This is a genomic window from Streptomyces sp. AC558_RSS880 (assembly GCF_019049255.1).
In the GTDB taxonomy this organism is placed as follows: domain Bacteria; phylum Actinomycetota; class Actinomycetes; order Streptomycetales; family Streptomycetaceae; genus Streptomyces.
The window spans coordinates 235,563-258,933 of sequence record NZ_JAGMUJ010000030.1 but is presented as its reverse complement, the minus strand read 5'-3'; the positions used below and the strand labels follow the sequence as shown (position 1 = coordinate 258,933).

General features: G+C 73.1%; 13 protein-coding genes. 3 read left to right on the top strand and 10 right to left on the bottom strand.

The window, feature by feature from the left end:
- Positions 1-134: 134 nt before the first annotated feature.
- The 4 genes from KUM38_RS13130 to KUM38_RS13115 form a co-directional block, all read right to left on the bottom strand.
- On the bottom strand, positions 135-1,547 hold the full coding sequence (locus KUM38_RS13130) for a dipeptidase (RefSeq protein ID WP_217129514.1): 1,413 nt from the start codon (positions 1,545-1,547) through the stop codon (positions 135-137).
- 10 nt (positions 1,548-1,557) lie between these two features.
- Positions 1,558-5,031, bottom strand: a complete 3,474-nt coding sequence (locus tag KUM38_RS13125) for an ATP-dependent DNA helicase (RefSeq protein WP_217129513.1) — start codon at positions 5,029-5,031, stop codon at positions 1,558-1,560.
- Between the two features lie 100 nt (positions 5,032-5,131).
- Entirely contained in the window at positions 5,132-8,434 is a 3,303-nt protein-coding gene (locus tag KUM38_RS13120; RefSeq protein WP_217129512.1) for an ATP-dependent DNA helicase, read from the bottom strand.
- Positions 8,435-8,691: 257 nt separating this feature from the next.
- Complete coding sequence (locus KUM38_RS13115; protein WP_217129511.1) at positions 8,692-9,078, bottom strand: MGMT family protein; 387 nt, start codon at positions 9,076-9,078, stop codon at positions 8,692-8,694.
- 186 nt (positions 9,079-9,264) lie between these two features.
- On the opposite strand from KUM38_RS13115, the gene KUM38_RS13110 reads away from it, so the two are divergent.
- From KUM38_RS13110 to KUM38_RS13100, 3 genes are all read left to right on the top strand, one after another.
- A complete protein-coding gene (locus KUM38_RS13110; protein WP_217129510.1) occupies positions 9,265-11,940 on the top strand; it encodes a lysylphosphatidylglycerol synthase transmembrane domain-containing protein in 2,676 nt (891 codons plus the stop codon).
- Between the two features lie 69 nt (positions 11,941-12,009).
- Complete coding sequence (locus KUM38_RS13105) at positions 12,010-13,560, top strand: alpha/beta hydrolase (protein WP_217129509.1); 1,551 nt, start codon at positions 12,010-12,012, stop codon at positions 13,558-13,560.
- Positions 13,561-13,697: 137 nt separating this feature from the next.
- A complete protein-coding gene (locus KUM38_RS13100) occupies positions 13,698-15,197 on the top strand; it encodes an alpha/beta hydrolase (RefSeq protein ID WP_217129508.1) in 1,500 nt (499 codons plus the stop codon).
- 71 nt (positions 15,198-15,268) lie between these two features.
- Here the strand turns inward: KUM38_RS13100 and moeZ are convergent, their stop codons facing one another.
- From moeZ to KUM38_RS13070, 6 genes are all read right to left on the bottom strand, one after another.
- On the bottom strand, positions 15,269-16,447 hold the full coding sequence (gene moeZ, locus KUM38_RS13095; protein WP_217129507.1) for an adenylyltransferase/sulfurtransferase MoeZ: 1,179 nt from the start codon (positions 16,445-16,447) through the stop codon (positions 15,269-15,271).
- 63 nt (positions 16,448-16,510) lie between these two features.
- The gene (locus KUM38_RS13090; RefSeq protein WP_217129506.1) at positions 16,511-17,266 is read right to left on the bottom strand and encodes a spherulation-specific family 4 protein; all 756 of its coding nucleotides are present in this window, start codon (positions 17,264-17,266) and stop codon (positions 16,511-16,513) included.
- Positions 17,254-18,252: an NAD(P)-dependent oxidoreductase gene (locus tag KUM38_RS13085; RefSeq protein WP_217129505.1), complete on the bottom strand. Its 999-nt coding sequence runs from the start codon at positions 18,250-18,252 to the stop codon at positions 17,254-17,256. Before KUM38_RS13085 ends, KUM38_RS13090 begins: the two co-directional genes overlap by 13 nt.
- Positions 18,253-18,722: 470 nt before the next feature.
- On the bottom strand, positions 18,723-19,847 hold the full coding sequence (locus KUM38_RS13080) for a hypothetical protein (protein ID WP_217129504.1): 1,125 nt from the start codon (positions 19,845-19,847) through the stop codon (positions 18,723-18,725).
- Positions 19,844-21,520 (bottom strand): DUF3492 domain-containing protein, encoded by a 1,677-nt coding sequence (locus tag KUM38_RS13075; RefSeq protein ID WP_217129503.1) that lies wholly within the window; start codon positions 21,518-21,520, stop codon positions 19,844-19,846. The genes KUM38_RS13080 and KUM38_RS13075 overlap by 4 nt, the downstream gene beginning before the upstream one ends.
- A 215-nt stretch (positions 21,521-21,735) precedes the next feature.
- Positions 21,736-23,364: a DUF3152 domain-containing protein gene (locus KUM38_RS13070; protein ID WP_217129502.1), complete on the bottom strand. Its 1,629-nt coding sequence runs from the start codon at positions 23,362-23,364 to the stop codon at positions 21,736-21,738.
- Positions 23,365-23,371: the final 7 nt, after the last annotated feature.

Sequence of the window (23,371 nt, the reverse complement as noted above, 5' to 3'; positions counted from 1 at the left end):
CCCCGGTGGAACGGATTGGGTCGGCGGGCGGTTCGGCGGGACGTGCGGCGGGAGGGACCGGGTCCTGCGGGGCCTGGCGGCGGGTCCCTTCCAGTGTGCCCCGCGCGGGCGTCCGGTTCGGACGGCGTGCGAGGTCAGGGGGCGTGCCGCCAGTGCTCGGCGAGGTCGCCCCACAGGTACGCGCTGGTCTCGACGCCTTTGAGGAGCAGGTCCAGGTCGACCTTCTCGTCGGGGGCGTGCCAGCCGTCGGACGGGACGGAGATGCCGAGGAACAGCACCGGTGCGCCGAGGACGTCCTGGAGGTCGGCGGCCGGTCCGGAGCCGCCCTCGCGGGTGAAGCGGACGGGTGTGTCGAAGGCGCGGCCCATCGCGCGGACCACGGACTGCAGGGCCGGGTGGTCCAGTGGCGTCAGGCAGGGGCGGGTGGCGGGGCTGAAGGAGATCTCGTGGCGGATGCCGTCGGGCAGCTGTCCGGGCACCCAGGCGCCGACGGCCTCGCGCACGTGCTCGGGGTCCTGGCCGGCGACGAGCCGGAAGGACAGCTTCACCATGGCGGAGGACGGGATGATCGTCTTGCTGCCGGGGCCCTGGTAACCGCCGCCGATGCCGTTGACCTCGGCGGTGGGGCGGGCCCAGACGCGCTCCAGCGTGCTGTATCCGGCTTCGCCCCGGGTGCCGTGGGACTTGGCGGTGCGCAGCCACTGGTCTTCGTCGAAGGGCAGTTCGGCGAAGAGTTCGCGTTCGCGGTCGGTGAGCTCGACGACACCGTCGTAGAAGCCGGGGATCGCCACGCGCGCGTGCTCGTCGTGCAGGGCGGCCACCAGACGGGCGACGGCGGTGGCCGGGTTGGGCACCGCGCCCCCGAAGGAACCGGAGTGGATGTCCTGGTCGGGGCCGTACAGCCGGATCTCGCACTCGGCGAGGCCGCGCATGCCGGTGCACACGGTGGGGGTGTCCTCGGACCACATGCCGGTGTCGGAGACGATCACGGCGTCGGCGGTGAGCCGGTCCGCGTGCTGTTCGACGAGCGCGCGGAAGTGCGGGGAGCCGGATTCCTCCTCGCCCTCGATCAGCAGTTTCAGGTGGACGGCCGGGGTGGTGCGGCCGGTGGTGGCGAGGTGGGCGCGGACGCCGAGGGTGTGGAAGAACACCTGGCCCTTGTCGTCGGCCGCGCCGCGCGCGTAGAGGCGGCCGTCGCGGACGACGGGTTCGAAGGGCTCGCTGTCCCAGCCGTCCTCGCGGGCCGCGGGCTGCACGTCGTGGTGGCCGTAGACCAGCACGGTGGGTGCCTCGGGGTCGGCGGAGGGCCATTCGGCGTAGACGGCCGGGGCGCCGGGGGTGGGCCAGACCTCGGCGGTCGGGAAACCGGTCTCCTTGAGTTTGGCGGCGAGCCAGTCGGCGCTGTGGCGCACGTCGGGCGCGTGGTCGGGCTGGGCCGAGACGGACGGGATGCGCAGCCACTCGGTGAGGTCGTCGAGGAAGGCGACGCGGTGCTGTGCGATGTACGTACGGACGGCGCTGACGGCAGTGTCAACGGGCTGGCTCATGTCCTCGAGCCTATCGGCCCGCGCCGGTGTCCTCGGAGTGCGGTATCTCACCGGACGGCTCCCCGAGCAGCAGCCGTTCCAGCTCCGCGCGGCCGGGCAGGGCGTCGGGGCGGACGACCTCACCGGTGCGTACGTACAGGAACGCGGCCGTGACGCTCTCCAGGGGGACGCCCTGCTGTTCGGCCCAGGCGAGCCGGTAGACGGCGAGCTGGAGCGGGTCGGCGGTGCGGTCGCGGCCGGTCTTCCAGTCGACGATCTCGTACGTCGTCCCGTCCCCGTCGTCCTTCCGGTAGACGGCGTCGATGCGGCCGCGGACGACGCGGCCGGCGAGCGACAGCTGGAAGGGGGCTTCCACGCGGTGGGGCGTGCGGTGGGCGTACTCGGTGCGCTCGAAGGCCTCCTTGAGGGCTTCCAGGTCGCGTTCGTCGGCGATCTCCGCGTCGCTGCCGGGCAGCTCGTCCGGGTCGAGCATGGGCAGGGTCAGTTCCTCGAAGCGCGCCTCGACCCAGGCGTGGAAGCGGGTGCCGCGGCGGGCTGCGGGCTGCGGGGGGCGGGGCATGGGGCGGGCCAGTTCCTGGGCGAAGCCGTCCGGGTCGGCGGCCAGGCGCAGCAGCTGGGAGGCGGTCAGCGAGGCGGGCAGCCGCACCTCGGTGATGCTCGCGCGGGTGTGCAGGAGCTCTCCGGTGAGGGCGTCGAGGTCGCGGTCCCAGGAGGCGACGGTGCGGGCCTCCTCGGGGGTGAGACGGGGTCGCGGCGGGTGGGACGGCTCCGCGGCGCGCGGGTGCGCGGTGGCTTCCGGCGCCGTCGCCTGGTGCGGGACGGTGGGACGGTCGGTGCTCCAGGAGTCCCAGTCGTCCGGGCCGGCGTCGGCGAAGGGGTCCTCCTCGGGGAGGGGGTCCTCGTCGTCGGGCGGTGGCGGCCAGTCCGGGTCCTCGTGGGTGTCGGGGTCGTGTACGGCCGTGGCGGGGCCGTCCGGGTGGGCGGCGAGGCGGCGGAGGTGGGCGAGGACGGTGTCGGCGGCCGCGCGGCGGCGCGTGAGGGCGGCGTCGTCGAGGGGCAGGGGCCACACCTGGTCGTCGCCGGCCCGGTGCAGGGCGGGGTTCTCCTCGTCCTCGGCGGGCTCGTCGGCCCACGCCTCGATCTCGCCGTGTCCGGCGGCGCAGTGATCGTGGAGGGCGTGGAGGAAGTCGGAGGGCCCGCGCGGTTTCTTCTGGCTGGGGCCCCACCAGTGGCCGGAGCCGAGGAGCAGGGAGCGGGGGCGGGTGAAGGTGACGTAGCCGAGGCGGAGTTCCTCGGTGTGCTGGTGTTCCTTCATGGCCTCGTGGAAGGCCTTCAGGCCGCGGGAGTCCCAGGACTCGACGTCGGGCAGGGTGTCGGCGTCGCCGCGCAGTCCGTGCGGCAGCACCTTGCCCTGCGCGGTCCACTTCTCGCGGCCCTGGGTGCTGGGGAAGGTGCCGGTGACCAGTCCGGGGACGGCGACGACGTCCCATTCGAGGCCCTTGGACTTGTGCGCGGTGAGGACCTTGACGGTGTTCTCGCCGCCGGGCAGCGCGTTGTCGAGGCCCTTCTCGTACTGGGCGGCGGTGCGCAGGAAGGCGAGGAAGGCGAGCAGGGTGGCCTCGCCGTCGCCGGCGGCGAAGGACGCGGCGATGTCGAGGAAGTTGGAGAGGGTCTCGCGCCGACGGGCGGCCAGGGCGTGCGGGGAGGCGGAGAGTTCGACCTCCAGGCCGGTGACGGCGAGGACGCGGTGCAGGACGTCCATGAGGGGGTCGGCGAGGGAGCGGCGCAGGTCGCGCAGTTCGGTGGCCAGGCGGGCGAAGCGTACGCGGGCGTCGGGTGAGAAGGGCAGGCCGTCGTCGTCCCCGCGGCCGTCCAGCGGTGTCTCCAGGAAGGTGTCGAGGGCGTCGGCGAGCGAGATCACCTCGGCCGGGTCGACGCCCTCGACGGCTTCGGCGAGCCGCCGGTCGGGGTCGTCGTCGCCGTCCACGCGCGCGTGGGAGACGAGCCGCCGTGCGCGCCGCCCCAGCAGGGCGAGGTCGCGCGGCCCGATGCGCCAGCGCGGGCCGGTCAGCAGCCGTACGAGGGAGGCGTTGGCGCCGGGGTCCTGGAGGACCTCGCAGACGGCGACCAGGTCGGCGATCTCGGGAAGGTGCAGCAGCCCGGACAGGCCGACCACCTCGACAGGGACGTCCCTGGCGACCAGGGCGCCCTGGATCTCGGCGAAGTCGCCGGCCGTGCGGCACAGCACGGCGATCTCGCCGGGCGCCTTGCCGGTGCGGACGAGGTGGGCGATGGAATCGGCGATCCAGTCGATCTCCTCCGCGTGGGTGGGCAGCAGGGCGCAGCGGACGGTGCCGTCGCGTTCGGCGCCGGGGGCCGGGCGGAGGGCCTCCACGCCCGCGTGCATGGCGCGCAGCGGCTCGGCGAGGCCGTTGGCGAGGTCGAGGAGGCGGCCGCCGCTGCGGCGGTTCTCGCTGAGCGACTGGCGGGTGGCGGGGCGGCCGTCGGCGTGGGCGAAGTGCTCGGGGAAGTCGTCGAGGTTGGCGACGGAGGCGCCGCGCCAGCCGTAGATCGCCTGGCAGGGGTCGCCGACGGCGGTCACCGGGTGACCGGTGCCGCCGCCGAACAGTCCGGCCAGCAGGACGCGCTGGGCGACGGAGGTGTCCTGGTACTCGTCGAGGAGGACCACGCGGAACTCGTCGCGCAGGACGCGGCCCACCTCGGGGAGGGCGGCGAGCCGGGCGGAGAGGGCGATCTGGTCGCCGAAGTCGAGCAGGTCCCGTTCGCGTTTGGCGGCCCGGTAGCGCAGTACGAGGTCGGCGAGCTCGCGCCGCGCGGCGGCCGCCTCGGGGACCTTGCGCAGGTCGGCGTTGGTGAGCTTGGTGTTCTCCAGGGTGCGCAGCAGCTCGGCGTCGTGGGCGCGCAGGTCCTCGGGCCGTACGAGGTGTTCGGCGAGCTCCGCGTCGAGGGTGAGGAGGTCGCCGACCAGGTCGGGGAAGGAGCGGGTGAGCGCCGGGTAGAGGCCGGGGGCCTCGCGCAGGACGCGCGCGGCGAGCTGGTAGCGGGTGGCGTCGGCGAGCAGCCGGGAGGTCGGTTCGAGGCCGATGCGCAGGCCGTGGTCGGTCAGCAGGCGGCCGGCGAAGGCGTGGTACGTGGAGATCACCGGCTCGCCCGGTGGGTTGTCCGGGTCGATGGCGTCCGGGTCGGTGACGCCGGCCTTGATCAGCGCCTTGCGGACGCGTTCGGCGAGTTCACCGGCGGCCTTGTTGGTGAAGGTGAGGCCGAGCACCTGTTCGGGGGCGACCTGGCCGGTGCCGACCAGCCACACCACGCGGGCCGCCATCACCGTCGTCTTGCCCGACCCGGCTCCGGCCACGATCACCTGCGGGGCGGGCGGCGCGGTGATGCAGGCCGTCTGCTCCGGGGTGAAGGGGATGCCGAGGAGCTCCTTGAGCTGATCGGGATCGGTGATACGGGCGGGCACACGCAGAATCTAGCGGCGGGCACTGACAGCGGAGGCCCTCAGAGCGCTCCGGGAGCGGAGAACCGCAGGTCGGCGCAGGGGGTGCGATGCGTCACGCCGGTCACTCGACCACGTGCCGGCCTTCGGGCCGGGCGCTGCACGAGGCACGGAACGCGCAGTGGGTGCAGTGCTGGCCCGCGGTCGGGGTGAAGCGTTCGTCGAGGACCTTGCCGGCGGCCGTGGCCAGCAGGTCACCGATCCACTCCCCCTCCGGTGGCTCCTGGGCCTGCACCTTGGGCAGGGTCTCGCCGCCGTCCCGTTTGGCGGCCCCCTGGCGCAGCTGGACGAGCTCGGCACCGCCCGGTTCGGGACGCGTTCCGTCGAAGACGTCGTCGACGGCGCCCTCCCCGACGGCGAGCTGGTAGACGGCGAGCTGGGGGTGGCGCTCCACCTCCTTGGCGCTGGGCGCCTGTTTGCCGGTCTTGAAGTCGACGACGTACGCGCGTCCCTCGTCGTCGGCCTCGACGCGGTCCATCTGGCCGCGGATGCGGACCTCGTAGTCGCCCGCTTCGAGGGTGACGTCGAAGTCGTGCTCGCTGGCCACCGGGGTGCGTCCGGCGCGGTCCATGACGTGCCACTTGAGGAAGCGTTCGAGTGCCACGCGCGCGTTCTCCTTCTCCTGCGCCGACTTCCACGGCGCGTCGAAGGCGAGCGCGTTCCACACCGAGTCGAGGCGCTCCATGAGGACGGCGAGGTCGGCCGGGGTGTGCCCGGAGGCCACCTCGTCGGCGAGGACGTGCACCACGTTGCCGAAGCCCTGGGCGGCGGTCGCGGGTGCGTCGGCCTTCACCTCACGGCCCAGGAACCACTGCAGGGCGCAGGTGTTGGCGAGTTGGTCGAGGGCGCTGCCGGAGAGCACGACGGGCTGGTCGCGGCTCCGCAGCGGCACCTTGCTCTCCGTGGGCTCGAACATGCCCCACCAGCGGTAGGGGTGCGCGGAGGGCACCAGTGGACGGCCGTCCTCGTCGGCGAGCGCGGCGAGCCGGGCCAGCCGCTGGGCGGCGGCCTCCCGCAGGGTGTCGGAGACCCGGGGGTCGACCGTCGTGGCGCGCAGTTCGGCGACGAGCGCGGCGACGGACAGGGGGCGGCGCGGGCGGCCGGTGACGTCCTTGGGCTCGACGCCCAGTTCGGTCAGGAAGCGGGAGGGCTGGTCGCCGTCGTCGGCGGGCGCCTTCACGGCCGTCACGACGAGCCGTTCACGCGCGCGCGTGGCGGCGACGTAGAACAGGCGGCGTTCCTCGGCGAGCAGCGCGCCGGGGGTGAGGGGTTCGGCGAGTCCGTCGCGGCCGATGCGGTCGGCCTCCAGCAGGGAGCCGCGGCGGCGCAGGTCCGGCCACAGTCCCTCCTGGACGCCGGCCACGACGACCAGGCGCCACTCCAGGCCCTTCGAGCGGTGCGCGGTCATCAGGCGCACGGCGTCGGGGCGGACGGCGCGCCGCGTGAGGGTGTCGGCGGCGATGTCCTCGGCCTCGATCTCCTCCAGGAAGTTCAGGGCGCCCCGGCCGCCGGTGCGTTCCTCCGCGCGGGCGGCGGTCGCGAAGAGGGCGCACACGGCGTCGAGGTCCCGGTCGGCGTTGCGGCCGGCCGCGCCGCCGCGCCGGGCGGAGCGCTCCAGGCGCCCCGGCCACGGTGTGCCGTCCCACAGGTCCCACAGGGCCTCCTCGGCCGTACCGCCGCCCGCCAGGCGCTCGCGGGCCCGGCGCAGCAGGCCGCCGAGACGCTGGGCGCCCCGCGCGTAGGCGGGGTCGTGCACGGAGAGCCGCTCCGGTTCGGCCAGCGCCCGCGCGAGCAGCTCGTCCGAGGGCGGCGGCAGCGGGTTACCCGCGGCCCGCTCCTCCTCGCGCAGGGCCCGTCCGAGGCGGCGCAGGTCGGCGGCGTCCATGCCGGCGAGGGGGGAGGTGAGCAGGGTGAGGGCGGTTTCGGTGTCGAGCCAGCACGCGTCGGTGTCGGTTCCGGCGTCTTCCCGTCCGCCCGCCTCCGCCGTCGCCACCGCGTGCAGGGCCGTCAGCAGCGGGGCCACCGCCGGTTCGTGGCGCAGGGGCAGGTCGTTGCCGTCGACGTCCACGGGGACGCCCGCCGAGGTGAGCGCGCGGCGGACGGTGGGGAGGGTGCGGGCGCCGGCCCGGACCAGGACGGCCATGTCGTTCCAGGGAACGCCGTCCTCCAGGTGCGCCCGGCGCAGGATGTCGGCGACGTTGTCCAGTTCCGTGCCGGACGTCGGGTAGGTGTACACCTCGACCCGGCCGCCGTCCCGGTCCGGGGTCAGCTCCCGGTGGGCGCGGACCTTCTCGGCGGGCAGGCGGGGCAGCGGCATGCGCCGGGTCACCCGCCGCGTGGCCTCCAGCAGAACGGCGCCGGAGCGCCGGGAGGTGCGCAGCACCTCGACCGGGGCCGGGCGGCCGTCCGCGCGGGGGAAGGCGTACGGGAACTCCAGGATGCCGCCCACGTCCGCGCCCCGGAAGGCGTAGATCGACTGGTCGGGGTCGCCGAAGGCGACGAGGGTGCGTCCGCCGGCCAGGGCGTGCAGCAGCCGTACCTGGGCGGGGTCGGTGTCCTGGTACTCGTCGACGTAGACGGCGTCGTACCGCGCGGACAGCTGCCCGGCGGTCTCCGGGCGGCCGGCGAGGAGTACCGCGCGGTGGACGAGTTCGGCGTAGTCGAGGACGCCCTGCAGGTCGAGGACGTCGAGGTACTCGGCGAGGAAGGCGGAGGCGGCGCGCCAGTCGGGGCGTCCGATGCGGCGGGCGAAGGCGTCCAGGGCGTCGGGGCCGAGGCCCAGTTCGCGGCTGCGGGCGAGCACCGCGCGGACCTCGTCGGCGAAGCCGCGGGTGGTGAGACAGGCGCGCAGCTCGTCGGGCCAGCGCACATGGGCGAGCCCGAGCCGTTCCAGGTCCACCTGACCGGCGAGCAGCTCGCGGACGGTGACGTCCTGCTCGGGGCCCGACAGCAGCCGCAGCGGCTCCACGAAGAGGTCGCTGTCCTGGTGGGCGCGGATCAGGGCGTAGCAGAACGAGTGGAAGGTGGTCGCCTGCGGGGCGCGCGCGGCCCCGATGCGCAGGGCCATGCGGTCGCGCAGCTCGACGGCCGCCTTGCGGCTGAACGTCAGCACCAGGATGCGCTCGGGATCCCCGCCACGGGCGATCCGCGCGGCCACGGACTCGACCAGGGTGGTGGTCTTTCCGGTGCCCGGACCTGCGAGAACGAGCAGCGGGCCGGTCTTGTGGTCAACCACGGAGCGCTGTGCGGCGTCCAGTCGAGGGGGATTCACGCGGGCCGGCGGGGTACGCACCAGTCGATGAGCGCCACGGTTCCCCCGCCGCACCTGGGGGTGCGACAGGCCGCTGGTGGAGGAAGAGGAGCTCACGTGGTTCGCCGGTCCTGGTGGGTGTGCTGTGGGGCCGTTCGCCGCGCGTGCGGGACGGGGGGCGCGGGGTGAAGGGGGCACGCGCAGTCGACGCTACGCCGGTGAAAAGTACGGAAGCAGGCTTTCCGCTTCTTCCCTCCGGGCACTCCGGCCGCACATGTCCCTTGCCTCACGAACGTACGTCATGCCACGAATGTGCTCCGTATCACCTCGGGGGAACAGAGGTCACACGGCGGCGTGCGCGAGGGCGGAAGCTGTCAGGTGTGACCCTCGGTGTGCCCACCGCCGTCCCACCGCGCCCGCCTCATGTCGAGGCGCGGCACATGGCCTTCCGCGGCCCGGCTCGCCTCCTTCAGGGGCGTGCCCTCCGCGCGGTAGTGGCCGAGGGCTCTCAGCTCGTGGCCCGGCAGCAGCACGCCGTCCGCGCGGACGACACGCCACCACGGCACCGCTCCCCCGTACAGGGCCATCACGCGCCCGACCTGCCGGGGTCCGCCCTCCCCCAGCCACTCGGCCACGTCCCCGTACGTCATGACACGTCCCGGCGGGATCAGCTCGGTCACCTCGAGGACCCGCTCGGCGTACTCGGGCAGGGCGTCCGGGTGCTCCGGACCGCCGTCGGACGGAAGGCTCTCCTGGCTCATCCGGCCCATCCTGCCCCACCCCACCGACAACGCGACGCGCTCGCGCGTGTGCGCACGTCTCGCCCCGGAGCGGCACTTCGGGCAGACTGTGCCGCCCCGCGTTCTGACCCTGATGCCCCCTTGTGCCGGTACGGCATGCCACCATCGTGCGGGCGGTGACTGGTGATACAAGATCGAGAAGAGACGATGAAGCAGCAGGGTGCGCACCCCGAAGGCACGGAGGGCACCCCTGACGCCTCGTCGCGCCCGGACGCCACGGACCCCGAGACGGCGCACATCGACGAGGTGGAGGGCGACGAGCCGCTGCTCCCCGCGCGGGTGCACCGCCCGTCCGACCTCATGCGGCTCCTGGCGGGCGTACTCGCCGTCGTGGTGCTGCTGGCGATCGCCGCGTTCGCCCACGGCACCACCTCGGGCCTGGAACAGGACATCAACAAGGGCACCGGGCAGGCACCCGACCTGCTCATCAAGATCGCGGGCCTGGCCTCCAGCATCGCGATCCTCCTGGTGCCGGTGGCCTTCGCCATCGAGCGGCTGATCAAGCGGGACGGACTGCGGATCGCCGACGGCGTGCTCGCCGCCGTCCTCGCGCACGGTGTGACACTCGCCACCGACCTGTGGGTCGCGCGTGCCGCTCCGGACTCGATCCAGGAGGCGCTCACCCAGCCCTCCCCCGGCGACATCCACGCCCTGACCGACCCGGTGCACGGCTATCTGGCCCCGGTGATCGCGTACATGACGGCCGTCGGGATGTCCCGCAGACCCCGGTGGCGCGCGGTGCTGTGGGTGGTGCTGCTCCTCGACGCCTTCTCGATGCTCGTGACCGGGTACACGACCCCGTTCTCGATCATCCTGACGGTCCTGATCGGCTGGAGCGTCGCCTACGGCACCCTCTACGCGGTCGGCTCTCCCAATGTGCGCCCCACCGGCCGCACCCTGATGGCGGGCCTGCGCACCGTCGGCTTCCACCCCGTGACCGCGTCCCGGGTGGAGTCCGGCGACGCCTCCGAGACCGGGGACCGGGGGCGCCGGTACTTCGTCACCCTGGAGGACGGTCCGCCGCTGGACGTCACGGTGGTCGACCGTGAGCAGCAGGCGCAGGGGTTCTTCTACCGCGCGTGGCGCAATCTGGCCCTGCGCGGCTTCGCCACCCGCAGCAGCCTGCAGTCGCTGCGCCAGGCGCTGGAGCAGGAGGCACTGCTGGCCTACGCGGCCATCGCGGCCGGCGCCAACGCGCCCAAGCTGATCGCGACCTCCGAACTCGGCCCCGACGCGGTGATGCTCGTCTACGAGCACAGCGGCGGGCGCACCCTCGACTCGCTGCCGGACGAGGAGATCACCGACGAACTGCTGCGCGACACCTGGCACCAGGTACGGGCCCTGCAGTCCCGTCGTATCGCGCACCGCAGGCTGGTGGGCGACGCCATCCTGGTGGATCGTTCCGGCACGGTGATCCTCACCGATCTGCGCGTCGGCGAGATCGCGGCCGGCGATCTGCTGCTGCGCATGGACACCTCCCAACTGCTGGTGACGCTGGGTCTCAGGGTGGGCGCCGAACGCGCGGTGGCCTCCGCGCTGAGCGTCCTCGGCCCCGACACCGTGGCGGACTGTCTGCCGATGCTCCAGCCCATCGCGCTGAGCCGCTCCACGCGCGGGACCCTGCGCAAGCTGGCCCGGGAGCGGGCGGAACGCGAACGCGAGGCGGTCCTGGATGCCTACCGGCAGTCCAAGCCGGCCCGCGCGGAGCACGGCGCCCACCAGATCGTGCTCGACAAGCCCGACAAGAAGGCCGTACGCGCGGAGCAGCGGGCCGAGAAGCGGGCCATCGACGAGGCCCTGGAGGAAGCGCGCGAGGAGGATCTGCTCACCCAGATCCGGCACGAGGTGCTGCGGATCAGGCCGCAGGCCCCGGTGGAGCCGGCCCGCCTGGAGCGGGTCCGGCCGCGGACCCTGATCAGTTTCATCGCCGGTGCGATCGGCGCGTACTTCCTGCTGACGCAGCTCACCCACATCGAGTTCGGCCCGCTGATCTCCAACGCGGAGTGGGGCTGGGTGGCCGCGGCGGTGCTGTTCTCGGCGGCCAGTTACGTCGCGGCCGCCATGGCCCTGCTCGGCTTCGTACCCGAGCGGGTGCCGTTCGTGCGGACCGTGGCGGCACAGGTCGCCGGGTCGTTCGTGAAGATCGTCGCCCCGGCGGCGGTGGGCGGTGTCGCCCTGAACACGCGGTTCCTGCAGCGCGCGGGGGTGCGGCCCGGCCTCGCCGTGGCGAGCGTCGGCGCGTCGCAGCTCTTCGGGCTCGGCTGCCACATCCTGATGCTGCTCTCCTTCGGCTACCTCACCGGCACCGAGAAGACGCCCTCCCTCACCCCGTCCCGCACGGTGATCGGGGGCCTGCTGACGGTGGCGGTGCTGGTGCTCGTGGTGACCTCGGTGCCGTTCCTGCGGAAATTCGTCGTCACGCGCGTGCGGTCACTCTTCGCGGGGGTCGTGCCGCGCATGCTCGACGTGCTGCAACGGCCGCAGAAGCTGATCACCGGCATCGGCGGCATGCTGCTGCTGACGGCCTGCTTCGTGATGTGCCTGGACGCCTCGATCCGGGCGTTCGGCGACGAGACGACGTCGGTGAGCATCGCCAGCGTCGCCGTCGTGTTCCTCGCGGGCAACGCACTGGGGTCGGCGGCCCCGACGCCGGGCGGCGTCGGCGCGGTCGAGGCGACCCTGACGGTCGGTCTCATCGCGGTCGGGCTGCCCAAGGAGGTCGCCGCGCCGGCGGTGCTGCTCTTCCGGCTGCTGACGCTCTGGCTGCCGGTGCTGCCGGGCTGGCTGGCCTTCAACCACCTCACGCGCAAGGCGGCCTTGTGAGCGAGGGCCCTGTACCTCGTACGGCCCGTGTCCCGCGCGCCCCGCTCCGGGCGACCGCAGGATGGGACCATGCCCCACCCCTTCCGTCTGCGTGCCGCCGCCCTGACCGCCTGCGCCGTGCTGCTGCCCGCGCTGCTGACCGGCTGCGGTGAGGACGACGACAAGGACGAGGACCTGACGGAGCAGCAGCTCAGCTGGACGGACTGCCCGGCCCCGTCCGAGGCGCAGGGCGGGGGTCCCGCCCCGTCGCCCCTCCCCGGCGGCCGGGGCGAGTGGAGTTGCGCCACCATGAAGGCGCCGCTGGACTGGGACGATCCCCAGGGTGACACCATCGACCTCGCGCTGATCCGGGCCAGGTCGAGCGGCGCGGCGAGCGAACGCATCGGCTCCCTGATCTTCAACTTCGGCGGCCCGGGCGGCTCCGGCGTCACCGCACTGCCCGGGTTCGGCGAGAAGTACGCGACCCTGCGCACCCGCTACGACCTGGTGAGCTTCGATCCCCGCGGGGTCGGGCGCAGCGCGCCCGTGACCTGTCTGGACGACCAGCGGCTCGACACGTACTTCCAACAGGACGGCACCCCCGACGACAGCACCGAGCGCACGGAACTCCTGGACAGCACCGAGGAGTTCAACGCCGCCTGCGAGAAGAACTCCGAGCGGGTGCTGCCGCATGTGCGCACCACGGACGCCGCCCGTGACCTGGACCTGATGCGCCAGGTCCTCGGCGACGACGTGCTGCACTACTTCGGCATCTCCTACGGCACCGAACTCGGCGGCGTCTACGCCCACCTGTTCCCGGAGAAGGTGGGCCGCGCGGTGTTCGACGCGGTCGTCGACCCCACGAAAACCGCGGAACAGGGCTCGCTCGGACAGGCGCGGGGGTTCCAGCTCGCCCTCGACAACTACGCCGAGGACTGCGTCTCGCAGAGCGAGGAGTGTCCCGTCGGCGACAGCGCACAGGAGGTGCAGGACCGGATCGCCGAACTGCTGAAGGACCTCGACGGCACACCCATCCCTGGCGTCTTCCCGCGCGAACTGACTCAGTCCCTGGCGGCCAACGGGATCCTGCAGGCGCTGTACTCGAAGGACCTCTGGAAGTTCCTCACCGACGGTCTCGCGCAGGCGTACGACGGTGACGGAACGATTCTGATGGTGCTGTCCGACTCATCGAACGGACGCAGCGAGAACGGCGAGTACAGCAACGTCATCCCGGCCAACGTGGCCATCAACTGCGCCGACGACGAACCCCGCTACACCACCGAGGACGTGGAGCGCCGGCTGCCCGAGTTCCGGGCCGCGTCCCCGCTGTTCGGGGAGTACCTGGCGTGGGGAATGGTCGGGTGCACCGACTGGGCGGTGCCCGGGGCCGCCGAACATCCGGATGTCCACGCCCCCGGTGCCGCTCCGATCCTGGTGATCGGCAACACCGGTGACCCGGCCACCCCGTTCGAGGGGGCGCGCAAAATGGTGCAGGCGCTCGGTACGGGCGTGGGTGTAGAGCTGACGTACAAGGGGCAGGGGCACGGGGCCTACAACAGCGGGAACAGGTGCGTGCAGGACGCGGTGCACCGCTATCTCCTGGACGGAAAGGTGCCGGAGACCGGGACCGTCTGCTCGTAAGCGTTCCTGTGGTTCTGGACAAAACAGCAGGTCATAGCGTTATCCACAGGTCGCCCCGGCGGGCGGCGAATCTGCCTACCATGGCTCGACCGCCATCCGCGGCACCTGCGGACGGCCAGCGAGGGGGGAATTGGCGCATGACCCGTTTCACACGGTGGACGGCCCTGACGGTCGCCGCCGCGCTGCTGACGGCCGGCTGCAGCAGCGGCGGCTCGTCGGACGACGACTCCGGCAAGGACGGAAAGAGCGGCGGGACAGCGCTCGACTGGGGGCGCTGCAAGGCCTCCGGGGACGCCCCCGCACCGGGCGAGGACTGGCAGTGCGCCACCCTCCGGGTGCCGCTGGACTGGTCGAAGCCGGACGGCTCCACGATCGGGCTCGCCCTGATCCGGGCCAAGGCCACGGGCGACGACCGCCTCGGCTCACTGCTGTTCAACTTCGGCGGCCCGGGCGGGTCCGGCGTGTCGATGATGCCGTCCTACGCCGACACGGCCTCCGAGCTGCGCGAGCGGTACGACCTGGTGAGCTGGGACCCGCGCGGGGTCGCCGCCAGCGAGGGTGTCCGCTGCCGCGGCGACAAGAGCATCCAGGCCGCCGAGTCGTCGGTGGACGGCACCCCGGACACACCGGCCGAGGAGCGGACGTTCCTCCAGGACGCCGCCGACTTCGGCAAGGGCTGCCAGGACGCCGCCGGGAAGCTGATGGCCCACGTCTCGACCACCGACACCGCTCGCGACATGGACCGCATCCGGCAGGCCCTCGGCGACGACCGTTTGAACTACTTCGGCATCTCCTACGGCACCGAACTCGGCGGTGTCTACGCCCACCTGTTCCCGAAGAAGGTGGGGCGAATGACGCTCGACGCGGTGGTCGACCCGAGCGCCGACACCGTGGGCCACGCCAAGAACCAGACCCGGGGCTTCCAGACCGCCCTCGACAACTACCTGAAGTCCACCGGCCGGGACCCCGAGCAGGGTTCGCGGGAGATCGCGGAGCTGCTGGAGCGGATCGACTCCGACCCGTTGCCGACGTCGTCGTCCGGGCGCGAGCTGACGCAGACGCTGGCACTGACCGGCATCGTCCTGCCGCTGTACAGCAAGACCAGCTGGCCGGTGCTGACCAGCGCGCTGGAGGCGGCCGAGGAGGGCGACGGCACGGAGCTGCTGGCGCTGGCCGACGGCTACAACGAACGTGACACCTCGGGGCGCTACGGCACGACGACCCACTCCCAGCGGGTCATATCGTGCCTGGACGACAAGCAGCGGCCGACTCCGGAGGAGACGAAGAAGCTGCTGCCCGAGTTCGAGGAGATCTCGCCCGTGTTCGGGTCCTTCCTCGGCTGGGACACGGCCGGCTGGTGCCACGACTGGCCGGTGCCCGGTCAGTTCGACACCCCGGAGGTGAGTGCGCCGGGCGCGGCGCCGGTCCTGGTCGTGGGCAACACCGGCGACCCGGCCACACCGTACGAGGGTGCCCGGAAGATGGCGGACGAGCTGGGCGAGGGCGTCGGTGTGGTGCTCACCTGGAAGGGCGAGGGCCATGGCGCGTACGGCAGCGGGAGCGACTGTGTCGACTCCACGGTGGACGCGTATCTGCTGGACGGCACGGTGCCCGAGGACGGCAAGATCTGCTCATGACGACGGCGGGGGCTCCGCGCACTCGTGGTGCCCGGAGCCCCCGCGTCGGCTCATGTACCTACCGGGACCGGTCAGTAGACCGGCTTCTCCGGCTCGATCTGGTTGACCCAGCCGATCACGCCGCCGCCCACGTGGACGGCGTCGGCGAAGCCCGCGGACTTCAGGACGGCGAGGACTTCCGCACTGCGGACACCCGTCTTGCAGTTCAAGACGATCTTCTTGTCCTGCGGCAGGCTCTCCAGGGCGTTGCCCATGAGGAACTCGTTCTTGGGGATCAGACGGGCGCCCGGGATGGACACGATCTCGAACTCGTTCGGCTCGCGGACGTCGATGAGCTCGATGCTCTCGCCGTCGTCGATCCACTCCTTGAGCTGCTTGGGAGTGATCGTGGAGTCGACGGCCGCCGCCTGGGCCTCTTCGGACACGACGCCGCAGAAGGCCTCGTAGTCGATGAGCTCGGTGACGGTCGGGTTGTCGCCGCAGATCGCGCAGTCGGGGTCCTTGCGGACCTTGACCTGGCGGTACTGCATCTCCAGGGCGTCATAGATCATGAGCCGGCCGACCAGCGGCTCACCGATGCCGGCGAGCAGCTTGATCGCCTCGTTGGCCTGGATGGAGCCGATGGACGCGCACAGCACGCCCAGGACGCCGCCCTCGGCGCAGGAGGGGACCATGCCGGGGGGCGGGGGCTCCGGGTAGAGGCAGCGGTAGCAGGGGCCGTGCTCGGACCAGAAGACCGACGCCTGGCCGTCGAAGCGGTAGATCGAGCCCCATACGTACGGCTTGTTCAGCAGCACGCAGGCGTCGTTGACCAGGTAGCGGGTCGCGAAGTTGTCCGTGCCGTCGACGATCAGGTCGTACTGGCTGAACAGGTCCATCACGTTGTCGGCCTCGAGCCGCTCCTCGTGGAGGACCACGTTCACGTACGGGTTGATGCCCTTGATCGTGTCACGCGCGGACTCGGCCTTGGGGCGGCCGATGTCGGACTGGCTGTGGATGATCTGGCGCTGCAGGTTCGACTCGTCGACCTCGTCGAACTCCACGATGCCGAGCGTGCCCACGCCCGCCGCGGCCATGTACATCAGACCCGGCGAACCCAGGCCACCAGCGCCCACAAAGAGCACCTTGGCGTTCTTCAGCCGCTTCTGCCCGTCCATGCCCACGTCGGGGATGATCAGGTGGCGGGAGTACCTGCGGACCTCGTCTACGGTGAGCTCGGGGGCCGGCTCGACCAGGGGTGGCAGCGACACGGGGACTCCGTTGGTCGGTCAATCACTACGGTTGTTCTTCGCTTAACACTGCCATGGCCTTTTTCATTCCGAGACACCCGTCCCGACACGCGAGACGATGTCGTCCCAGTAGCCGGGCAGGGGTTCCCAGGGGGCAGTGCGGGCGCGGTGCCCCGTGTGGTGGGTGTGGTCCGTGAAGTAGATCGTCGCGGCGCCCTGCCAGCGGGCGATGCGCAGGGCCTCGTCCAGGTGCGGGCGGGGCACTCCGTGCACGAAGTGGCAGAAGCGTTCGGGCGGGTGGTCGGCGGTCCACTCCGCCACCTGCGACCAGCGGTAGTCGTTCCACGGGCCGGAGAAGGTGACCAGCTGTTCGGCGTGTTCGGCGTATCCCGGGTACGGGTGGGTGCCGTGGCCGAGGACGATGTGGGCGTCATGGAACGCCCGGAGTGCGGTGATCGTGCGCCGGACCTCGGGGAGTGCGGCTCGGTCGGCGGGACAGCGGTCCAGCAGGAAGCCGTCGACCTGGTACCAGTCGGTGAAGCGGTGGGCGTCCGAGATCACCTCGCCGAACGTACGGGTGCCGTACGCCGTGTCGAGGTGGCCGAGGACGCGGACACCGGTGTTGCGGAGGCGGCCGGCCGCTTCCAGGCAGTGCGGGTCGGGCCGGGTGCCGGGGCCGTCGGCCACGTCGAGGGCGACCCAGTGCAGAGGGGTGCCCGGGCGGGTGAGTTCGCTCCACTCGGTCGGGGCGACGAGGGGGTGCGCGAGGCCGGGGACGCCGAAGCCCGTACGGACGCCGGTGCTCGCCGTACCGGCTTTGACGCTGGTCAGATACGGCATGCCGCCTCCATCCAGATGTCGGCGAGGGACTCCTCGAGGTTGATCCGGGGGCGCCAGCCGAGGCGGTCGCGGGCGGTGCGGACGTCGGCCTGCTGCCAGCTGCCGCAGCCGTCGGGGTACGGGAAGGCGACGGGGGTGGTGGGGTGGTGGTCGAGGTCGGGGCGGGGGTGGCCGATCGTGGTGCGGAGGGAGGTAGAGGGATGGGGCGCGTGCGGTGGGTGCAGGCCCGGGGGGGTGTCCAGTTCGTTGAGGGCGCCGCCGTAGCCGGCCACCCTGGCGAGGATTCCGGCGGCGTCGCGGAGTCGGACGGCGCGGCCCGAGCCGATGTTGATGACGCCCTGCGCGGCGGAGAGGGAGGCTGCGTGGACGGCGCGGGCCACGTCGCGGACGTCGATGAAGTCCCGTTGTGCGCCGAGACCGCCGAGCTTCAGCTCGCTGTCGCCGGACTGCATGGCGCGGCGCATCGCCTCGGCGAGGCGGCCGAGGGGGGAGCCGGCGGGGGTGCCGGGGCCGACGGGTGAGAAGACCCGGAGGACCACGGCGTCCAGGCCGGAGCCGAGGACCAGCTCGGTGGCGGCGAGTTTGCTGACGCCGTAGGGGCCGCCGGGGCGGGGGACGGCGTCCTCCGCCGTGGACGAGCCGGGCTGGCTGGGGCCGTACTCCGAGCCGCAGCCGATCTGTACGAGCCGTGCGCCGCAGCCGCTGCGGCGGAGGGCCTCGCAGACGGTGGCCACGGCGACGGTGTTGTGCCGGGTGAGTTCGCGGGCGCCGCCTCTCGTGGTGCCGGCGCAGTTGACGACCACGCCGGGGTGGACGGCGTCGAGGAAGCGGGTGAGGGCGCCGGGGCTGCCGGTGGCGAGGTCGAAGCGGACGTCGGCGTCGTCGCCGCGGCCGAGCGCGGTGAGCTGGACGGCGGGGTCGGCGAGGAGGCGGTCGGCTACGAAGCGGCCGATGTAGCCGTTGGCTCCGATCAGGAGGACTCTCATCGGGCGGCTCCTTCGGCGTCCGGGGTGGTCATGGGGGGCTCCTTCGGGTGTGTTTCCTGTGGCGCAAACGCCTGATGTCGGTGGATGGGGCGGGGTCTTCGGCGACTGCAGCCCGGCGCTGGGGCGGGGCGGGGGCGCATCAGCGCCTCCCGGCGCTTGCGGGGTGCTCCGCGTGGGTGTGGGCCGGGGGTGTTCGCGCGGCCCGGCGCTTGCGGGGTGCTCCGCGTGGGTGTGGGCCGGGGGTGTTCGCGCGGCCCGGCGCTTGCGGGGTGCTCCGCGTGGGTGTGGGCCGGGGGTGTTCGCGCGGCCCGGCGCTTGCGGGGTGCCTCCCCCACTCTCGACTTCTCCCCCACTCTCGGCTCCGCTCGAGCGGGGGACCCCCCATCGGCCTGGGGGCACCTCCCAGGCCCTTGAGGCACCGGGGGAGGCACGACTGCCCGCGGAGGGCGGGTAGTACTGGCCCCGTGTTGTCATCGCGGTTGCTCCGGGCTGATGTGCGCCGAGGCTCGGGCGAGTTTGCGGGAGGCGTGGATCAGCAGGGTCAGTGCCGCTGCCCCGCAGGTGAGGGTGGGGAGGGCGGCCGGGCCCCAGGTGCCGGTCAGGGTCTGGACCGGGGTGGCCAGGGCGTCACAGCCGGGAAGGCGGGCCGCGAAGAGCGTGGCCAGGGCCGTCGCCTGAGCGGTCGCCGTGATCGTGAGGATCACCCTCGGCGCGTGGGTGAAGCCGTGGATCGTGAGGAGGCGGGCCAGGAAGAGAAGGCCTCCCAGGGCGAGCGTCGAGGGCAGGGCGAGGGGCTCGCCGAGGAGCGTGGACGTCGCCGTGAGCAGAACGGCCACCGCACCCAGGAACAGGGCGAACACACCGATGAGCACCGGTCGTACGGAAGCCGAGAAGTCCTTCAGACCACGGCTCGACGCCAGCCGGCGGCGGACACGGGCGGCGAAGAGGCGGGCCGTCCAGGCGGCGGGCGCGCAGGACAGGGCGAGCGCCACGACCGGGGCGACGGCGAGCGGCCAGTCCCCCTCCGCCGTGCCGTCGGGCAGACCGTCGGGGCCGCCGGTGACCGCCGTACCGAGCAGACCGTCACCCAGGAGGGCGTAGCCGAGGAGCCAGCAGTTCCAGGACGCCGTGGCGGAGCGGGACCCGATGTCGGTCCGGGCGCTCAGCGGGCCCCGGCGCAGTGCCGCGCGCAGGGCGAGAGTGACGGCCAGGATGCCGGTGGCCGCCGCGTAGAGGCGGGTCTGGCCGTGGGTGAGGCGCAGGACGGTCGCCGTCGCCACGCACAGGGCGCCGGGGAGCAGGGTGAGGACGGTCCAGTCGGCGCGTGCCCCCGGACTCGTGGTGGCCGGGGCGGGCGGAGGCGGTGCGTCGTCGCGGGGGACCCTGGCGTAGAGCTCCTCCGCGAGGGAGAAGACGTCGCGGTGGCGGAAGCGGGCGGCGGTTCGGTCCGTGATGCCGTGGGCCTCCAGGCCCGCCGCGATCTCCAGGGGGTCCACCGCCCGTTCGCACAGGTCGCGGTGGTGGTGCAGCAGCGCCTTGACCGGGTCGGCCGCGCCGGGCGGAGTGCTGCGGTTCAGTTCGCCGAGGTCGGTCATCGGGCTGTCTCCGTCGCGGGTACCCGGGTGTCCATGGCCCCCGTGGGAACGGCACGGGGGGCGGGGTCGGTCCAGTGGCCGGGAACGTGGGCCTCGGCGGGGGTGGCGAAGGGCAGCGGGTCGCCGGTGTCGTCGAGGAGGAGGCGACGGACCGGTGTGCGCGCGACGATCTCCAGGTAGATGCCGTGGAACGCCGCGATGTTCTGGTCGACGGTGAACAACTCGAGTGCGCGGGCGCGCGCGGCGGCACCGAGGCGTACGCGGCGCTCGGGGTCGCGCAGCAGGGAGACGCACGCCTCGGCGAGCGCCTGCGGATTGCGCGGCGGTACGACGAGACCGGTGCCGCCGATGGCCTCCACGACCGCGCCGACGTCCGTGGAGACCGTCGCGCGTCCGCAGAGCATCGCCTCGACGAGGCCGACCGGGAAGCCCTCGACGACACTGGAGAGAACGGTCACGGCGCCCGAGGCGTACGCGTCGGCGGGGGTGGCCAGGCCCGGGCCGCCGATCTCCTCGAAGGACACCGGGTTGGCGCCCGCGGAATACGGGCCCTCGGCCTCGTCCGGGAAGAGGTGCGCGGCCAGCGCCTCGCAGTGGCCGAGGTAGGCGGCGCCCTCCGGGTCCGACGGACCGCCGATGATCCGCAACCGGCTCCTCGGCTCCTCCTTGCGGATCTCCGCGAAGGCGTGCAGCAGCGAGACCAGGTCCTTGGCGGGCTCCACGCGGCCGACCCAGACGAGGGTGTGCGGGTCCGCGCTCTCCGGGGACTCCCCCGCCTCCTCGAAGGGCGCGGCGTCCATGCCGGGGTACACCGTGCGGAGCTTCGCCCGGTCGGCACCGCAGCGTTCCTGCCAGCGGCGGGCGTGCGTGTTGCCCGGTGTGATGAACGCGGCCCGGCGGTAGGTCTCCGCGGCGAGCCTGCGGTGGAAGGCGGCGAGCAGGGAGCGGACCGCGGGTGAGGCGTCCGGGCGGGTGAGGTAGTGCGTCCGCAGGCGTACGCCATACTCGGTGACGAGGAGGGGGATGCCGAAGAAGTGGTGGGCGAGCAGGCCCGGAAGAGCCGCCACCCCGCCGGCGGCGGCGTGGCACAGGTCCACCGCGCCCAGCCCGTCCTCCTCGTACCAGTCGAGCGAGAGGGGGCGCAGGGCGCGCTCCAGGTGCGCGGCGACGGCCAGCAGATCGGGTACGCGGGCCTCACGCGCCGCACGCAGGGCGCCGGGCGCACGACAGGCGCGCTCCAGGGCGCGTACGGCCGTCTCGGAGCGGAGTGCGGCCACCAGACCGCCTTCGTCGCGGGCGAGTTCGGCGAGGCCCCGGAGAGCGGTGGCGAAACGGTCCGCCTCGGATGTCGCGAGCTCCGGGCCGGGGGCGGTGGGGTCCGTCGCGGTACAGAGGGCGGCGGCCAGTTCGCCGTAGTGCTCCGAGAAGCGCCGGCGTGCGCGGCGGCCGTACGCCACCCCGTCGTCCTCGGCCGCCCACAGCGGGGCGGTGCGGACCCGGCCGACCTGGGGCGGCAGCGGGACCCAGCCCGCGTCCTCCTGGGCTTCGCCGGTGCTGAACGCGTAGACGTCGAACTCGTGTTGGCCGAGCCCGCGCACCAAGCGGTCGCACCAGAGCCCGCCCTCACCGCCCACGTACGGATAACCACCCTCCGTAAGCAGTCCGATGCGCACGTGTGCACCCCCGATCTCCCGTGTGGGGAGCCGTCGTTGTCCGGCGGCTCGCAGCGGGACGAACGTATGCGGACAAGGAGGTGGCGTGATGGACGGTTGTCCATCACGCCACCAAAAGGGGTGAACGGGCGTAACTTTCCCGCGTGGGACGCGTTTCGCCGTGCTGGGCGATCAGTCCGTGATCGGCGGACGTCCGACGGACGGTCGGCGGGCGGTCAACCCTTCGGGTACGGCCACGCGTTCGGACGGCAGCTGATTCCGTCGTGGTCGAGGAACTTGGTCTGCTGCTGCATGACCGGGGCCAGGTCGCCGTCCTTGTCACAGGTGACGTGGTTGTAGCCCAGGCGGTGGCCGATCTCGTGGTTGATCAGCATCTGGCGATAGGCGTGCATCTTGTCGCCGTAGGTGTCCGCTCCCCGCGCCCAGCGGTCGGCGTTGATCATCACGCGCTCGGTGGCCGCCGAGTCGCAGGAGACGTTGTCCACGGTGGTGTCCAGGCCGGACTTGGCGCACCAGTCGGCGGTCGTGTCCGGACCGGCGAGGGTGATCACGAAATCGACCTCGCCGGAGTGGACGCGCTCGAAGGTGCGCGCGCCGTTGTGCGCCCAGCTGCGGTTGTCGTTGAGCGTCTTCTGGACCGCTTCGGCGAAGAGTTCGCCGTCGAGGCCGAGCCCCTGCTCCACGTCCACGCGGTAGGTGACCTTCTGCCCCTTGCCCGGAGCCTTGTCGATGCCGGGGATCGCGTCGAACTTCCCCGTGCCCCCGCGCGCGGCGCTCAGCGGGTACTTCTTGTCCATCTTCTGCTCGTACGTCAGCGGTGCGGCGCTGGGTACGGAGGGCGTCTCCCGGTCGTCCCCGCGCGAGGCGGAGTCCCGGACGTCGCGCGTCTGCTCGTCGGCGGCCTGCGCCTGTACGCCGGTGCCGCCGCGTTCGTCGGTGACCTGCCCGGCCACGACGACGGCCAGCACGGTGGTGACGGCGGCGGCCGCGATCCCGGTGAACGCCCACCCCTTGCCGCCCCTGGCCGGTGCGGGCTCTCCGGTCGGCGGCGCGTCGTCGTCGGGGTCGGCGGGGATGCCGGTGGCCGGGGCTGCGCTCCAGTCGGTGACGGCGGCGTAGGGGTCCGCGGGGCCCGGCGGGCGGGGCGCGGAGGCGGACGCGCGGGGAGAGAAGAGGTCGGTGTCCTCGCCGAAGGCGTCGAGGTAGTCCTGGCGCGGCCCTCCGGGAGGCGCCTGCCGCTGTCGCGGGAAGGGCGCACCCTGCCCCGCCGGCATGCCGTACCCGGCCCCGGCCGCCGTACGACCGTCCAGCGTTCCCCAACCGCCCCCGGGTTCCCGCTGCTCGGGATGCCCACCACGAGCCTGGGGAACGCCATGGGCAGGAGTTCCGTCGGGCAGCCGGGGAACGCCGTGCGCGGGGGTTCCGTCCGGCAGCCGGGGAAAGCCGTGCGCCGGGGTTCCGTCCGGCAGGCGCGGTACGCCGTGTGCGGGCGTTCCGTCCGGGAGCCATCCGTCCGGGAGGCGCGGCACTCCGTGCGCGGGCGTTCCGTCCGGGAGACGCGGTACGCCATGCGCGGGCGTTCCGTCCGGGAGGCGCGGCACTCCGCCGGCCGGTGTCCCGTATCCCGCCGTTCCGTACGCCGGAGGAGCCCCGTACCCCTGGGCTCCTCCCCTGGGCCCCTGTTGCGGCGGGGGCGCGGGTGTCCTGCGCGGGCCGGACGCCCGCGGCCTGCCCGCCTGCCCGGCCCCGGACGAACCGTCCGGCGCCGGACGACCGTCCCGTACGGCGCTCTTGTCCGCGGTGCCGCCCTTCGGGGCGGGCCCACGGCGGCTGTGGCGTCCCACGTCGCGC

Excerpts from the sequence above, each read along its gene's own strand:
- KUM38_RS13100 (WP_217129508.1), top strand. The coding sequence starts at position 13,698 with ATGACCCGTTTCACACGGTGGACGGCCCTGACGGTCGCCGCCGCGCTG.
- KUM38_RS13110 (WP_217129510.1), top strand. The coding sequence starts at position 9,265 with ATGAAGCAGCAGGGTGCGCACCCCGAAGGCACGGAGGGCACCCCTGAC.
- KUM38_RS13130 (WP_217129514.1), bottom strand. The coding sequence starts at position 1,547 with ATGAGCCAGCCCGTTGACACTGCCGTCAGCGCCGTCCGTACGTACATC.
- KUM38_RS13090 (WP_217129506.1), bottom strand. The coding sequence starts at position 17,266 with ATGCCGTATCTGACCAGCGTCAAAGCCGGTACGGCGAGCACCGGCGTC.
- KUM38_RS13105 (WP_217129509.1), top strand. The coding sequence starts at position 12,010 with ATGCCCCACCCCTTCCGTCTGCGTGCCGCCGCCCTGACCGCCTGCGCC.
- KUM38_RS13080 (WP_217129504.1), bottom strand. The coding sequence starts at position 19,847 with ATGACCGACCTCGGCGAACTGAACCGCAGCACTCCGCCCGGCGCGGCC.
- KUM38_RS13115 (WP_217129511.1), bottom strand. The coding sequence starts at position 9,078 with ATGAGCCAGGAGAGCCTTCCGTCCGACGGCGGTCCGGAGCACCCGGAC.
- KUM38_RS13085 (WP_217129505.1), bottom strand. The coding sequence starts at position 18,252 with ATGAGAGTCCTCCTGATCGGAGCCAACGGCTACATCGGCCGCTTCGTA.